The organism is Streptomyces sp. NPDC060194, from assembly GCF_042728285.1.
GTDB lineage: Bacteria > Actinomycetota > Actinomycetes > Streptomycetales > Streptomycetaceae > Streptomyces.
Window position 1 is genome coordinate 16,534 of sequence record NZ_JBHWZH010000073.1, and the last position, 13,681, is coordinate 30,214.

General features: G+C 75.0%; 12 protein-coding genes. 3 read left to right on the top strand and 9 right to left on the bottom strand.

All coding sequences use genetic code 11. The features are described 5' to 3' along the window. Positions 1-128 precede the first annotated feature (128 nt). A complete protein-coding gene (locus tag ACFWEG_RS17525) occupies positions 129-1,733 on the top strand; it encodes a translation initiation factor 2 (protein WP_387215846.1) in 1,605 nt (534 codons plus the stop codon). 40 nt (positions 1,734-1,773) lie between these two features. Here ACFWEG_RS17525 and ACFWEG_RS17530 read toward each other — a convergent pair whose 3' ends face one another. The 6 genes from ACFWEG_RS17530 to ACFWEG_RS17555 all read right to left on the bottom strand — a co-directional run bounded on the left by ACFWEG_RS17530 (position 1,774) and on the right by ACFWEG_RS17555 (position 8,590). Then, positions 1,774-3,789 (bottom strand): tetratricopeptide repeat protein, encoded by a 2,016-nt coding sequence (locus ACFWEG_RS17530; RefSeq protein ID WP_387215823.1) that lies wholly within the window; start codon positions 3,787-3,789, stop codon positions 1,774-1,776. Between the two features lie 243 nt (positions 3,790-4,032). Beyond that, positions 4,033-5,271 carry an aromatic acid exporter family protein gene (locus tag ACFWEG_RS17535; RefSeq protein ID WP_387215849.1) on the bottom strand — a complete coding sequence of 413 codons (1,239 nt, stop codon included), beginning with the start codon at positions 5,269-5,271 and terminating at the stop codon, positions 4,033-4,035. A gap of 296 nt (positions 5,272-5,567) precedes the next feature. Continuing rightward, positions 5,568-6,407 (bottom strand): aldo/keto reductase, encoded by an 840-nt coding sequence (locus ACFWEG_RS17540; protein WP_387215826.1) that lies wholly within the window; start codon positions 6,405-6,407, stop codon positions 5,568-5,570. A gap of 215 nt (positions 6,408-6,622) precedes the next feature. Continuing rightward, positions 6,623-7,633, bottom strand: a complete 1,011-nt coding sequence (locus ACFWEG_RS17545) for an iron-containing redox enzyme family protein (RefSeq protein ID WP_387215828.1) — start codon at positions 7,631-7,633, stop codon at positions 6,623-6,625. Further along, complete coding sequence (locus ACFWEG_RS17550; protein WP_387215852.1) at positions 7,630-7,839, bottom strand: CDGSH iron-sulfur domain-containing protein; 210 nt, start codon at positions 7,837-7,839, stop codon at positions 7,630-7,632. Before ACFWEG_RS17550 ends, ACFWEG_RS17545 begins: the two co-directional genes overlap by 4 nt. Positions 7,840-7,903: 64 nt before the next feature. Continuing rightward, positions 7,904-8,590 carry a HemK2/MTQ2 family protein methyltransferase gene (locus ACFWEG_RS17555; protein ID WP_387215831.1) on the bottom strand — a complete coding sequence of 229 codons (687 nt, stop codon included), beginning with the start codon at positions 8,588-8,590 and terminating at the stop codon, positions 7,904-7,906. Positions 8,591-8,858: 268 nt separating this feature from the next. Between ACFWEG_RS17555 and ACFWEG_RS17560 the strand changes: the two genes are divergently transcribed. Then, positions 8,859-9,338 (top strand): MarR family winged helix-turn-helix transcriptional regulator, encoded by a 480-nt coding sequence (locus ACFWEG_RS17560; RefSeq protein WP_387215834.1) that lies wholly within the window; start codon positions 8,859-8,861, stop codon positions 9,336-9,338. A gap of 20 nt (positions 9,339-9,358) precedes the next feature. On the opposite strand, the gene ACFWEG_RS17565 is transcribed toward ACFWEG_RS17560, so the two are convergent. Then, positions 9,359-9,700: an STAS domain-containing protein gene (locus tag ACFWEG_RS17565; RefSeq protein WP_387215837.1), complete on the bottom strand. Its 342-nt coding sequence runs from the start codon at positions 9,698-9,700 to the stop codon at positions 9,359-9,361. A 197-nt stretch (positions 9,701-9,897) separates the two neighbouring features. On the opposite strand from ACFWEG_RS17565, the gene ACFWEG_RS17570 reads away from it, so the two are divergent. Further along, positions 9,898-11,121, top strand: coding sequence for a PP2C family protein-serine/threonine phosphatase (locus ACFWEG_RS17570; protein ID WP_387215856.1), 1,224 nt, complete (start codon positions 9,898-9,900; stop codon positions 11,119-11,121). A 47-nt stretch (positions 11,122-11,168) separates the two neighbouring features. Here the strand turns inward: ACFWEG_RS17570 and ACFWEG_RS17575 are convergent, their stop codons facing one another. After that, on the bottom strand, positions 11,169-12,380 hold the full coding sequence (locus tag ACFWEG_RS17575) for a phosphatidylserine/phosphatidylglycerophosphate/cardiolipin synthase family protein (protein ID WP_387215840.1): 1,212 nt from the start codon (positions 12,378-12,380) through the stop codon (positions 11,169-11,171). Positions 12,381-12,570: 190 nt separating this feature from the next. Further along, complete coding sequence (locus ACFWEG_RS17580; protein ID WP_387215843.1) at positions 12,571-13,479, bottom strand: RNA polymerase sigma factor SigF; 909 nt, start codon at positions 13,477-13,479, stop codon at positions 12,571-12,573. Positions 13,480-13,681 lie beyond the last annotated feature (202 nt).

A 13,681-nucleotide genomic window follows, 5' to 3' on the forward strand; every position in this document is an offset into this window, starting at 1 on the left:
CGGCGACGGGCGACGGGCGACGGGCGACGGGCGACGGGCGACGGGCGACGGGCGACGGGCGACGGGCGACGGGCGACGGGCGACGGGCGACGGGCGAGCGGTCGGTCCTGGTCGCCGCACGGTCCGCGGTGGCGCTGTACCGGCTGCTCGACACGCTCCCCGTCTTCGCGGGTGACCCGCGGATCCGCCGGTTCTTCACCCTCGTGCCGGGCTCGGACTTCGGCGTCGACGTGCTCGCCGCGATCGACGCGGCGGGCGCGCGGTCGCTGCCGTGGGACGAGGCGTGCCGGCGGACGTTCGACCTGATCCTGACCGCGAGCCCGAAGGGCGAACTGCGCCTCCTGCGCGGCGATCGCGTGCTGCTCCCGCACGGGGCCGGCTTCGGCAAGACCGTGCCGTCGGAGGGCGGGGACGGCCTCCCGTCCGGACTCAGCCCCGCTCATCTCCCCGCCGACGACTCCGCGTTGGCGCTGTACGCGCTCGCCCACCCCGACCAGGTCGCGGCGCTCGCGAAGCAGGGCGCCGAACTCGCCTCGCGCGCAAGGGTGGTGGGCGATCCGACCCTGGACCGCCTCCTCGCCTCCCGCCCCCTGCGCGAGCGCTACCGGGAGGCGCTGGGCACGGGCGGCCGCCGGCTGATCGTACTGACATCGACCTGGGGCCCGCACTCGTTGTTGCGCCAACGCCCGGACCTGGCAGCGGAGTTGCTCGCACGCCTGCCGTACGACGGCTACCAGTGCGCCCTGGTGGTCCACCCCAACGAGCGCAGCCTGCTGTCCGACCACGACCTGCGGGAGCTGCTCGCCCCGGCCGTGGACGCCGGCCTGCTCCTGCCCGCGGCGTACGAGGGCTGGGCCGCGACGCTGGTCGCCGCGGACGCACTGGTCACCGACCACGGCTCGACCGCCCTGTACTTCGCCGCGCTCGACGAACGCCGCCCGGTGGTCGTCGCGACCGACGGCGGTGCGGAGGTCGTCCCCGACAGCCCCGTCGCCACCCTGCTGAGCGGCGCGCCCCGCCTGCGGCGCGACTGCCGACTCCCGGACGCACTGGCCGAGTTCCGCCCGGGCCCGACCGGCGACGCGGCACGGTCGGCGTTCGCCGAGCGGGGCGACGCCCTCGGCCTGCTGCGCGCGGAACTGTACGACCTGCTCGCCCTCGACCCGCCCCACCACCCCGCGGTGGCCCGCACCCTGCCGCCCCCCGCGCCGGCCGTGCGCACCGCGGCCGCGTTCGACGTGCACACCCGCGTCGACGGGCCCCACGTCACCGTCGACCGGATACCGGCCGGCCTCGGCCCCGCCGGCCGACACCTGGCCGCGGAGTACGGCCTCGCGGGCGAGGGCTTCGTCCGGACCGCCGCGGTCCTCCACCGCCGGGCCGCGCCCCCGCCGCCCGGCCCGTACGCCCGCACCTGGACCGCCGCCGACTGGACCGCCCACGCCCTGGACACGTACGCGGCCTGCCGCCTGGCCGCGGTCGTCCTCCCTGACGGCCGCTGCCTGGCCCGCCTGCGCGGCGACGACCGTCTCTGGACGATCCACGTCGACCCGGCGGACGAGGGCGGTCGCCGCGTCCGCGTCGACCCGGCCGCCGCGCTGTCCGGCCTCCACGCCTGGCGGTCGGCACACCACCGGCCGCCGGCCGGGGAGTTGACCTGCACCGTCGGGGGCCGCGACCACCCCGTGCGGGTGGCGCCGGCGACCGCCCGCGACGGCGACCTGCCCGTCTGAGGAGCCCGGTTCCGGCGCGCGGACCGCGTCCGGGCCCCGCTCAGTCCAGCCCGTTCCTCGCGCGGATCGCGGCCGCGGCCGTCCGGTGCCGGTCCGCCTCCGCCCCGTCCCCCTCCTCCGCCGCGAGGGCGGCGAGCGCGTCGAGGACGCGGGCCTCGTCGAATCCGGAGCGGCGGCTCCGTGCGCCGTCGAGGGCCCGCTCGTACAGCGGGCGGGCCTCTCGGGGGCGGCCGGTCGCGCGCAGCGCGTGGCCGAGGGCGAAGCCGGTGCGGGCGGTCATCCGGTCGCGGCCCAGCTCGGCGGCCGACGCGTGCGCCTCGGCCAGGAGGCGGGCCGCGTCGGTGTGGTCGCCGAGGTGTGCCCGGGCCTCCCCCAGGCGGTAGGTGAGCAGCATGACGCCGTAGGGGTTGGGGATCGCGCGGTGCAGCTCGCGGGCGCGCTCGAAGGAGGGCACGGCGGCGACCCAGTCGCCGCGCGCCCCGCCGAGCTGGCCGCCGAACTCGTCGACCGATGCCCGCAGTTTCGCGTCGCGGACGGAGTCGCCGAGCAGCCGTGCGGCCGCCGGCGCGGCCGCCAGCTCCGCGGAGGCCTCGTCGAAGCGCCCCGACTCCCACAGGGCGCGGGCGAGTTGGCAGCGCATGCGGACGATCCCGGCGACGTCTCCGGCGCGGACGGCGCTGTCGAGCCCGAGCCGGTAGAGCTCCTCCGTCACCCGCTGCCGCGGGAAGTCCAACGCGTACGTCCACAGCGGCTCGCACAACGCGACGACCAGCGCGTCGAGTTCGCGGGCATGTGCGGCGCGCACGCAGGCGAAGAGGGTGTGGCGGTGGGCGTGGAGCCAGTGTGCCGCGTGCCGGGCGCGCTCGGTGCGCTCCTCCGGCGTGGCCGCCCCCGCCGGATCCGCGAGCCGCAGATCGGGCGCGTCGGCCGACTCCGGCACCCGTCTCCCGACGTCGAGCCGGGATCCGGCCGCGAAGAGGTCCGCGCGCTGGAACTGCCGGGTCCACCACCGCAGGACGCGCTCCTGCCCCGCGGCCGTCTCGCCGGGCGCTGCGTCGCGGCGCGCCGCGCGGGCCGCGTGCGCCCGCTGCAACGGCGCGAGGGACACCCGCGCGTCCCGCCCCCGGTACGCCGCGGCCAGGTCGATCAGCCCGGCCGTCGCACCCAGCTCCTCCAGCGCGTCGTCGCAGACCTCCGGGCCGCGCCCGAGCAGTGCGGTGGCGGACGCGCGGCTGAAGTCGGGGCCGGGGTGGGAGCCGAGGAGCCGGTACGCCTCCCGCGCGTCCGGCGACAGCTCACCGTAGGCCGCGTCCCACACCCGCTCCACCACCGGGACACCCTGGTCGGCGAGTTCGGTCCGCAGGTCCGCCAGCAGGCGGTCGAGCGGGCGCAGTCGGTGGCGGAGGATCCGCGCGGCCGCGACCCTCAGCGCGGCGGGGAAGCCGCCGCACAGTCCGGCGACCGCCCGCGCCGCCTCGGGGTCGCCGGCCATCCGGCCGTCCCCGACGACCCGGTCGAGCAGCTCGACGGACGCGGCCTCGCCCAGCGGCGCGAGCGGCAGCAGGAGCGCGGAGCCGGCCTCCAGGTCGGTGAGCGGCCCGTGGCTCGTCACGACGACCACGCTGCCTCCCGACGCGGGCAGGAGGTCGCGCAGCTCGGAGGCGTACCGCGCGTGGTCGACGACGAGCACGCAGGTCCGCTCGCGGGAGACCGCCCAGTACTGAAGGCGGCGGGCGTCGACCGACGACCTGACGAAGCCGGGCTCGACGCCGAGGAAGACGAGCAGCTCGGTCAGGACGTCGCCGACGTCGAGCTCGCCGCGGGTCCGGAACCGGTCGAGGTCGACGTGGCGGGCCAGGTCCGTGCCGCGTTCGCGGACGGCCTCGTGGGCGATCACCAGCGCCGTCGCGGAGCCGCCGGTGCCGGCCGGGCCGCTCACCCCGATCAGCAGCGGACGCACCGGGTCGTCGTGGTCCCGCAGCGCGCGGCGCGCCTGCTCCAGCGGCCCCTCGCGGTTGACGAAGTGCGTCTCCGGCAGGCCCATCTCGATCGGCACGGCACCCAACTCCCCTGGACAGCGCGGCCTCCGCGCCCGCGGCGCGCGATCTCCGCCACCCTAGAGGGCGGGCCCCGCCCGCACCCTCCGCATCACCGATTCCACCCCGCGGGTGGCCGGTTCCCACCGCCCGACGCACCGTCAGCCGGCCGCGGACCCTGCGCGACCGGACCCGACCCGCACGCTTCGCGCCCCGCCCGCGGCGTCACCGCCCGGCGCCCCGCCTGACGCGCCACGGCCGCCCTACTCGACCGACGCGCCCTCGGTCACCGTCCGGCCCGCGCCGCGCGCCCCCCGCACCCGCTTCCAGGCGGCGTGCAGCCGGGGGTGGCGGGCCCGGGTCTGGGCCGAGCGGCGGTCGAGTTCCTCGGTGAGCCGCTCGGTGCGCTTCTCGACGTCGAGCTCGTCGAGGATCCGGTCGACCTCGGCGAGCAGTGCGCCGTGCAGCTGCCACTGGCGCGGGTGGTCCTGGACGCGCGCGAGGAGCAGGACCGCCACCGTGTCGCGGGACCTCCGGCCGCGCTCCATCGCCCGGGCGAACTGCTCCTCGGCGTGCTCGGCGCTCTCCGCGACGTCGGTGGTGACGAGCGCGGCGAAGGCCTCGATCGCGTCGGCGACGTGGTCCATCAGGGTCTCGACCGCCCGCGCCGCCTCCTCGGGGAAGAGCGGCTCCCCGCGCCGGGCCTTCGCGAGGTCGGTCATCGTGCGGGTCAGGACGCGCAGGACGACGGCGCAGATCTCCAGGGTGTCGAGCCCGGTGCGGAGCACCACCCGGGAGAGCAGCCCCTGGCGGACCCGCGGGTTGAACATCAGGCTCTCCTCGGCCTGGGTGAGCGAGGCGTCGACCTCGACGATGTCGTGGTCGAGCCGGCGCGCCTCGTGCAGCCGGGCCGCCGCGCGGTCCACGGGGGTCGGGCCGTGGGCGTCGCGTCCCACCGCGCGGAAGAGCTTGCCCATGGAGCGGGCGAGGCCCTCGATCGACTCCCCCGCGGACTCGGTCCACACCGGCGGGGCGAAGAAGTTGAACAGCAGCCCGACCCCCGCCCCGATCAGCGTCTCCGCGACCCGGTCCCACGCGGTGAGGCCGGGCTCCGAGACGCCGAGCACCAGCATCGCGCTGATCGCGACCTCCGGCACGAACTCGTTGACCCGTACGTACCGGCCGACGATCAGCGCGGTGAGGATGGTCAGGCCGAGGCTCCACCAGTTCAGGCCGACGAGGGTGCTGAAGAGGATCGCGATGACCACGCCGGCGATCACGGAGCGCACGCGCCGCATGCCGGTGGTCAAGGTCGCGTACAGGGTGACCTGGACGACGAGGAGCGCGGTCAGCGGCGCGGTGAGCGGGGCCGGCTGCGGGAGGGTGACGGAGGCGACGACGTAGCTGATGACGGCGGCGGCCGTCGAGCGCAGGGTCTGCGCGATGCCGGACTCGGTGGTCCGCTTGACGAGGTTCACCACGGGTGCGGGGACCTCGGGCATCCCCTGGCCCTTACCGATCATGCGGTCGAACGTAAGCGGGGCCCGGCCGCGGACGCGGGCCCCTCCCCCCGACACGCCGCACCGGCCGCCCGTACAGCCGGACCGCGGCCGCGGCGCACGGCAGACGTCGGAAGCCCGCGCCCGACTCCGGGTACGCGGGGGCCCTGCGAGAGAGCCGAAGGGGCGCGCCGGTGTCGGGACGGCGTGCGCGCGGAGGTCCGACGGAGGAGGACCGAGCACGGACGCCGTCCCGACACCGGCACAGAGCGCCCCGGAGGCGAACGAGCCCTACAAGATCACGGCACGTAGTTGAACGTGTCCGGGTCGGGGCCGATCCGCTCGTCGCGGTTGAGCGCGCTGATCGCGGCGACGTCGTCACCGCTCAGCTCGAAGTCGAACAGGTCGAAGTTCTCCTCGACCCGCTTGCGGGTGACGGACTTCGGGAACACGATGTCGCCCCGCTGGAGGTGCCACCGCAGCGTCACCTGCGCGGCGCTGCGGCCGTGACGGCGGGCGATGTCGGCGATGGTCGGGTCGTCGAGGACCTTGCCCTGCGCGATCGGGGACCAGGCCTCGGTCGCGATCTGGTGCTCGGCGCCGAAGGCGCGCAGTCCGTCCTGCGTCAGGTAGGGGTGCACCTCGATCTGGTTGACCGCGGGGACGACGTCGGTGTCCTGCAGCAGCCGGCGCAGGTGGTGCTCCTGGAAGTTCGAGACGCCTACGGCCTTCGCGCGGCCGGAGCGGTAGATCTCCTCCAGGGCCTTCCAGGTCTCGGTGAAGTCGCCGACCTTCGGCAGCGGCCAGTGGATGAGGAACAGGTCGAGGTAGTCGAAGCCCAGGTCCTCCAGCGTCCGGTCGAACGCGGTCCGCGCGTCGTCCGGGTCGTGGAAGCCGTTGTTGAGCTTGCTGGTGACGAAGACGTCCTCGCGGGCGAGCCCGGAGGCGCGGACCCCCTCGCCGACCTCCTTCTCGTTGCCGTACATCTCGGCGGTGTCGATGTGCCGGTAGCCGACCTCGAGGGCGGCGAGCACCGCGTCCTTCGTGTCCTTCGGCTCGATCTGGTACGTCCCGAAGCCGAGCTGGGGGATCTGGACGCCGTTGTTCAGGCTGACGGTGGGAACCGCGTTCACGATCATTCCTTGCGTAGTCGGGACAGTTCCTGGGCGAGGAGGACCCTCGCACCTCCAGGGTGCGGCGTCCTGCCCTCCCCCGCCCTCCGGCTGCCCGACACCCCTCGGCCCATGCACCCCGAAGCGGGACGGAAGGTAGCGAATCATGGCGATACGACCCGCCGTGCGGGCCCGGTCGCACGGCGTGCACGAGGCCGCCCGTGCCGGCAGGCGGCGCGGTGTCACGCCCCGAGCGGCTCCCGCAGCGCCGTCCGGTCCGCGCGCCACGCGGTGAGGAGGTGCTCGCCGAGGCGGCCCTCCAGGAGGCCGGTGGAGCGGATGCCGAAGGCGACGTCCGGGGCGAGGTCCGGCTCGTCCTCCAGGAGCCCGCCGACGACGTCCCGGCGGACGACCTGCTCGTGGACGGCGTCCGCCTCGACGTGCTCGTCGTAGAACCGCCGCGCGGCGGGTCCCGCGCCGGCCTTGCGCAGCGCCTGGGACAGCCGGCGGGAGCCGGGCGGGGAGGTGATCTCGACGGTGGCGAAGTGGCCGACGAGCGCACCGCGCAGCCGGCGGTGCAGGCCGAAGAGGGACATCTGGTTGACGGTGGCGAGCGCGGGCGCCGGTGCGGCGTCGAGGTAGCGGCCGTAGGTCGCGTCCAGCCCGAGGTCGGCCATCAGCTCGGCGAAGAGCCGGGCGTGGACGCGGTCGGCGCGCCCGCCGCCGAACTCGTCGAACTCGATGGCGACCATCGCGGCCTTCGCCCGGCCGCGCAGCCGGGGGACGACCCACAGGTGCGGGTCGGCCTCCTTGAGGTGGTACAGCGAGCGCAGGGCCGCGTACTCGCGGAGCTTCCACAGCTCCCCGCCGTCCTTGAGGTGGTGGCTGACGCTGTGCCCGTCGTCGCCGACCGGCTCGACGAGCAGCGCGTCCACGGCCTCCTCGACGCTCACCGCGGGGCCCGCGTCGGCCCGCAGCGCGGCCAGGAACCGCTCCTCGGCCGCGGCCCGGAAGGCCAGCAGCCCGGGGTCCCACTCCAGGGCCTCGTCGACGCCCTCGAAGCCGCGGTAGTGCAGCTCGTACAGCAGGTACAGCGCGAGCTGCAGGTCGTCGCCGTACGGGTCGGTCGCGGTGACGCCCGCCGGGTCCGGCGCGGGGCCGCCGCGCAGCGCGCGCAGCACGGCGGCGGACAGCCGCCCGCGCTCGGCGGGCAGCACGGGCGCCGCGGAACGGGTCGTGTCGGTGACGGTCATGCGCTCTCTCCCTCCGGCCCGGCCGCTCGGCCGGACGCGGGCGCGGTGTCGGTGTCGGTGTCGGCGGCCACCCGCCGCCGGTGGCTGGTGTCGCACCACGGGTACGTGCGGCTGCGGCGGCAGGTGCACACGGCGACGGTGAACCGGTCGGAGCGGGCCACGGAGCCGTCGTCGAGGACGACCTCGACCGGCCCCTCCACGAGCACGGGCCCGCCCTGCTCGACGGCGACCCGCCGGGCCCGCCCGCCGCGGTCGGCGCGGTCGGCCCGGTCAGGACGTGACGGCACGGACGATCACCAGCTCTTCCTTCTCCTCGTCGGGCGCGAGCAGACCCCGCGCGCTCAGCCAGGGCAGCCGCCCGCGCATCACCGGCCCGAACGGCACGTACATCCGGTCGCTGACCCGGGCCCGCAGCCCGTGGTCCGCGAGCCGCCGTACGGTCGCGTCGGGGTCGCTGACGGCGGAGTGGACCAGCAGCAGCGTCCCGCCGGGCCGCAGCGCCGCGGGCGCGGCGTCGCAGATCCGGTCGAGCAGGGCCCGGCCGTCGAGGCCGGCGTCCCAGGCGCGCGCGGGCCCGCGGCGCGGCGTGCCGGCCGACGGGGCGGGGACGTACGGCGGGTTGCTGACGACCAGGTCGAAGGTGCGGCCGGGCAGTGCGGACAGCAGGTCCCCGCGGTGCACGGCGACGCGGCGGCGGGCCGCCAGCGCGTTCAGCCGGGCGGTGAGCACCGCCCGACGGTCGATGTCGACGGCCGTGACCCGTCCGCCGAGCCGGGCGGCGTACGCGGCGAGCGCCCCGCTGCCGGTGCACAGGTCGAGGACGTCCCGGCCCGCGACGCCCTCGCGGCGCAGCGCCTCCGCCAGGAAGTGGCTGTCGGCCTGCGGGGCGTAGACGCCCGGCAGCCTCAGGACTCTGCCGAGCCCCAGGGCGGGCGTGCGCGCGTGGACTGTCGTCACCGGTACCTCCGTGCTGGACGGGATGCTCAGGGCCCCGGCCGCGGCAGCCGGCCCCCTGACCAAGGCTCCGCCCGCGGGGAGCGGCCCACCACTCGGGGCCCGCGTGCACCACGGGCAGCGCCCGGGCCGAGTGCCCCCGTCCGCCCCGCTCACACCCGCGGTTCCAGCCGCTCCGGGCGCTTCACCGGGCCCACCCTGGCTGACAGGGAGCGCCAAGGAGTGGCAAAGTGGGGGGATGCCGCCACATCGTTCACCCGGATTCGAGGACGTGGCGCACTCCGCTGTCGAGGTCACGGACCTCCTGTCGGTGCTGTGGGCCCGCGGCCAGGCCGCCGTCGGCCCGCCCGTCCCGCCGCCCTCGCAGCTGCGTGCGCTGCAGGCGGTGGCACGGCTCGGCAGCACCAACCTGAAGGCGCTCGGGGACGCCCTGGGCTCCACCCCGCCCGCCACCAGCAGGCTCTGCGACCGCCTGGAGGCCGCCGGCCTCGTCGAGCGCGGGCCGAGTCCGTCCAGCCGCCGGGAGGTGGAGTTGTCGGTGAGCCGGACCGGGCAGGCGCTCCTGGAGGAGATCAGGGACGGTCAGACGCGGGAGATGCACGCCGTCCTCACCGCGATACCCCCCAAACAGCTAGCCCAGCTCGCCGAGGGCCTCGCCGCCTTCCGGGACGCCGCCGAAGCGGTCGTGGGCGAGACCGGCCGCGGCGCTGCGGGCGTCGCCCCTCGGATGCGGATGATGCCGCCCGCGTAGGGCCGGACCCCGGCTCCGGCTCAGCCCCGCGGCCGCGACCCGGCGTGCACGGCGAACAGGTCGCGGAGGCCGAGCACGTCGAGCAGCCGCACGACCGGCGCGGAGGGGTCGAGGAGGAGGAGCCTGCCGCCCAGCGCGACGCGGCCCCGCAGCAGCGAGTTGGCCAGGCTGGAATCGGCGAAGCGCACCCCGGACAGGTCGAGGCGGACGTCCGCTCCGTCCCGGCGGGCCGCCTCGGCGAGCGCCCGGTCCAGAGCGCCGACGGCCTCGTGGTCGCTCTCCCCGGTCAGGACGAGCAGGGGCGTGCCGCTCCGCTCGGCGGTCACGAGCCGCAGCCGCCCGTCGGTGCTCTCGTCGTGCACAGCCGGCCCTTCGGTTCGCTCCGGACATGCGGTGCCCGCATCCGCCCGGTCAGGGAACCATAGGGCGAACAGTTGCCACTTGGCAACATTCGTCGATGAGCAACACTATGGGCGGCGCATCGGGCAGGCTCGGCGCGGAACGCGCGGGAACGCGCGACAATGTTCCGCCGTCGGCTCCCGATCCGCCCGCAGTCCGCATGTCCCTCCTCACCAGCAAAGGGCCCGACCCGACCGTGACGAACTTCCTGGACGTGGAGCGCGCCGTGCGCGCCGCCGCCCCGCACGCCCTGCTCGACGCGGCCCGGTCCGCCGTCATCCGCGCCTACGAGGCCGAGTCCGTGGACCTCTTCCTGGCCGACTACAGCCTGACGCTCCTGCGCCGGGTCAGCACGCCGCCGGACGCCGAGCAGCCGTCCCTGCCGCTGCACAGCAGCCCCGAGGGCCGGGCCTTCGGCAGCCAGGAGCCGTACACCCGCATCGCCGCGGAGCACGGCGCGGTCGACGTGCACCTCCCGGTCACGGTCCGCGGGGACCGGCTCGGCATCCTCAGCGTCCGGCTGCCGGAGCGAAGATCCACGGACGAGGTCGTGGCCGAGTTGAGCGACGTCGCCGAGCTGCTCGGCCACGAGATGATCGTCGCCGAACGGGACACCGACGTGTACCTCCAGGCCCGGCGGGCCACCCGGCTGACCCTGGCCGCCGAGATGCAGTGGCACCTCCTGCCCGGCCGCGCCTGCCTGCACGACGAGTACGCGATCGCCGCCCACCTGGAGCCGGCCTACGCGATCCACGGCGACAACTTCGACTGGGCGTCCACGTCGGACACCCTCACCCTGACGGTCACCAACGGCATGGGCGAGGGCATCCAGGCCGCTCTCCTGACGAACCTGGCCGTCAACGCGCTGCGCAACGCCCGCCGGGCCGGCATCGGCATCGCCGACCAGGCGGCCCTCGCCGACCAGGCGCTGTACGCGCAGTACGGCGGAGCCAGCTACGTCTCGACGCTGCTGCTCTCCTTCGACCTCGCCTCGGGAAAGGTGCAGGTGGTGGACGCGGGCTCGCCGCAGCTGTGGCTGCAGCGCGGGAAGACCGTGGAACCGGTGCGCTTCGAGGCGCAGCTGCCGCTCGGCATGTTCGACCAGTCCGAGTACGTCGTCCAGGAGTTCCAGGTGGTCCCGGGCGACCGGCTGATCTTCGTCAGTGACGGGGTCTACGCGACGCCGTCCCCCAGCAGCGGCGAGACCTACGGCGAGCGTGCCCTGGCCCGGTCGGTCCACGCGGCCAGCCTGCTTCCGGCGGCCGCGGTACCGAGGGCGGTGCTCCGGGAGCTGGCCGTGCACCGGGACCGGGAGCCGGAGGACGACGCGATGGTCGTCTGCGTGGACTGGTTCGGACGGCGGGATGCGGAGGCGGCGGGCTGACCCGGTCGTCGGGCGCTGCGAGCGGGGCGGTGGAGAACCGCCCCGGGTCACAGGAACCGGCGGATGGGCGTCACGGCGATCTCCTTGGCCCGGTGGGCGACCGAGCGCCGCTTCCAGCGCCGGGGCTCTATCTCGACGCTGTTCTCCAGGTCGTGGTCGAAGTCGGCGTCGAGCTGCGCGGTGAACTCCGGGTCGAGGACGGTCAGCATGACCTCCTCGTCGTGCTCCAGGGAGCGGCGGTTGAAGTTGGTGGACCCGGTCAGCGCCGCGACCCCGTCCACGGTCATGATCTTCGCGTGCAGCATGGTGGGCTGGTACTCGTAGATCCGCACGCCGCAGCGCAGCAGGTCCTCGTAGTGGTACCGCCCGGCGAGCTGGCAGACCCGCTTGTCGGTGTGCGGGCCGGGGAGCAGGATCTCGACGTCGACGCCGCGGGCCGCGGCCTTGCAGAGCAGGTCGATGAAGAACGGGTCGGGCGCGAAGTACGCGGTGGCGAGCCGCAGCCGCTGCTCGGCGGACTGGATGACGACCCGGAGCAGGGTCTGCATGTCCTGCCAGCCCAGGCTGGCGGAGCCGCGGACGACCTGGACGACGGCGTTCCCGGTCGTCTCGTGGTCCACGAACCGGTCGCGCTCGTCGAAGAGCTCGGAGCAGCACTCCGCCCAGTTCTGGGAGAACGCGGCGGCGATCCCGTCGACGGCGGGGCCGCGCACCTCTACGTGGGTGTCGCGCCACTCGCTCGCGTCGCGGGCGTCGCCGCACCACTCCTCGGCGATGCCGACGCCGCCCGTGTAGGCGACCTGCTCGTCGACGACGAGGACCTTGCGGTGGCAGCGGTGGTTCTGCTTCAGCGGGGAGATCATGTGCGGTCTGCGGAACCAGGAGATCTGGACCCCGCAGCTCTCCATCTCCTGCAGCAGCCTCTTCTCGATCAGCCGGCTGCCGAACCCGTCCAGCAGCAGCCGCACCCGGACGCCCTCGCGGGCCCGGTCGGCCAGCGCCTCGGCGAACTGCACGGCGATGTCGCCCCGCCAGTAGACGAACGTCATCATGTCGACGGTGTGCTCGGCGCTCCTGATGCTGTCGAGCATGGCGCCGAAGATCTGGTCGCCGTTGCGCAGCGGCTTGAGGTCGTTGCCCTCGGTCGCGGCGATGCCGATGAGCCGCTCAAGCCGGCGGCGCAGTCGGGCCTGCCGCGCGGCGGCGTCCGCGGGCGACACGGGTACGGCGGTGTCGGGCGATGCGTCGACGACTGTCATGGTGCGGCTCCGAACGGAAATCGAAGTACGGGGGTGCGGCGGGGTGCCGCGATCACGCGCGGCGCCCCCCGCGCCGGTCCGCCGCCCCGTCGGGACGGCGGACCTGGGACGCGAACGGGGCGCCACATGGGGGTGTTGCATGCGCCGCTCGTGCGGCGCGACGGTGACGCCCGCGGCGCCGGACCGCGGCTCAGTCCTCGACGAGCATCCCGGTGCGCAGCTTGGTCAGCGTCCGCGACAGGAGACGCGAGACGTGCATCTGCGAGATACCGAGCACCTCGCCGATCTGCGACTGGGTCATCTCCCGGCCGAACCGCATCTCCAGGATGCTGCGCTCCCGGTCGTCGAGGCGGGTGAGCAGCGGGGCGAGCGCGTGCAGGTTCTCGATGGTCTCGATCTCGGGGTCCGGGTCGCCGAGGACGTCGGCGAAGCCGCGGCCGCTCTTGCCGGTCTGGCCCTCCTCGCCGGCGCTCGGCATCTCCAGGGAGCCGGCGGTGTAGCCGTTGGCGGCCACCATGCCCTCGACGATCTCGTCCTCGGTGAGGTTCAGGTGCTCGGCGAGCTCCTTGACCGTGGGGTCGCGGTCGAGGACGGACGCGAGGTGGTCGCGGGCCTTGGCCATCTCCACCCGCAGCTCCTGGAGCCGGCGGGGCACGTGCACGGCCCAGCTGGTGTCCCGGAAGAACCGCTTGATCTCGCCGACGATGTACGGGACCGCGAAGGAGGTGAACTCGACCTCGCGGGACAGGTCGAAGCGGTCGATGGCCTTGATCAGGCCGATCGTCCCGACCTGGATGATGTCCTCCATCTCGCCGCTGCCCCGGTTGCGGAAGCGGCTCGCGGCGAAGCGCACGAGGGAGAGGTTCATCTCGATCAGGGTGTTGCGCGCGTAGGCGTACTCGTGGGTGCCCTCCTCGAGCACCTGGAGCTGGTCGAAGAACAGCTTCGACATCTCGCGCGCGTCCCGCGGCGCGACCTTGCCGGCGTCCTCGATCCAGGGCAGGTCCCCCACATGGGCGGGGGCACCCGCCTGCCGGGTGTCCCCGACGGCGGTGAGCGTCGCCGTCCCCGCCTCGGTGTGCCCTGCTATCTCAGTCATCCTGCAGCCTCCCCTTAGGTGAAACCCCGTTCGAGAACCCAGCCTGCCCCCGGGTCGCGACCTCATGCCTGCCGATTCGGAGGAAGATTGAACGAAGTTCGAAAGCGCCCGGAGCACGGGGAGGAAGGGGTGCGGGGGGGCCGGTGTGCGAAGGGCGGTGGCCCGGGCGGGAGGGGGGGGGTACCCCCGGCCCCCCCCCCGG

Excerpts from the sequence above, each read along its gene's own strand:
- ACFWEG_RS17535 (WP_387215849.1), bottom strand. The coding sequence starts at position 5,271 with ATGCCCGAGGTCCCCGCACCCGTGGTGAACCTCGTCAAGCGGACCACC.
- ACFWEG_RS17540 (WP_387215826.1), bottom strand. The coding sequence starts at position 6,407 with ATGATCGTGAACGCGGTTCCCACCGTCAGCCTGAACAACGGCGTCCAG.
- ACFWEG_RS17545 (WP_387215828.1), bottom strand. The coding sequence starts at position 7,633 with ATGACCGTCACCGACACGACCCGTTCCGCGGCGCCCGTGCTGCCCGCC.
- ACFWEG_RS17570 (WP_387215856.1), top strand. The coding sequence starts at position 9,898 with ATGTCCCTCCTCACCAGCAAAGGGCCCGACCCGACCGTGACGAACTTC.
- ACFWEG_RS17575 (WP_387215840.1), bottom strand. The coding sequence starts at position 12,380 with ATGACAGTCGTCGACGCATCGCCCGACACCGCCGTACCCGTGTCGCCC.
- ACFWEG_RS17580 (WP_387215843.1), bottom strand. The coding sequence starts at position 13,479 with ATGACTGAGATAGCAGGGCACACCGAGGCGGGGACGGCGACGCTCACC.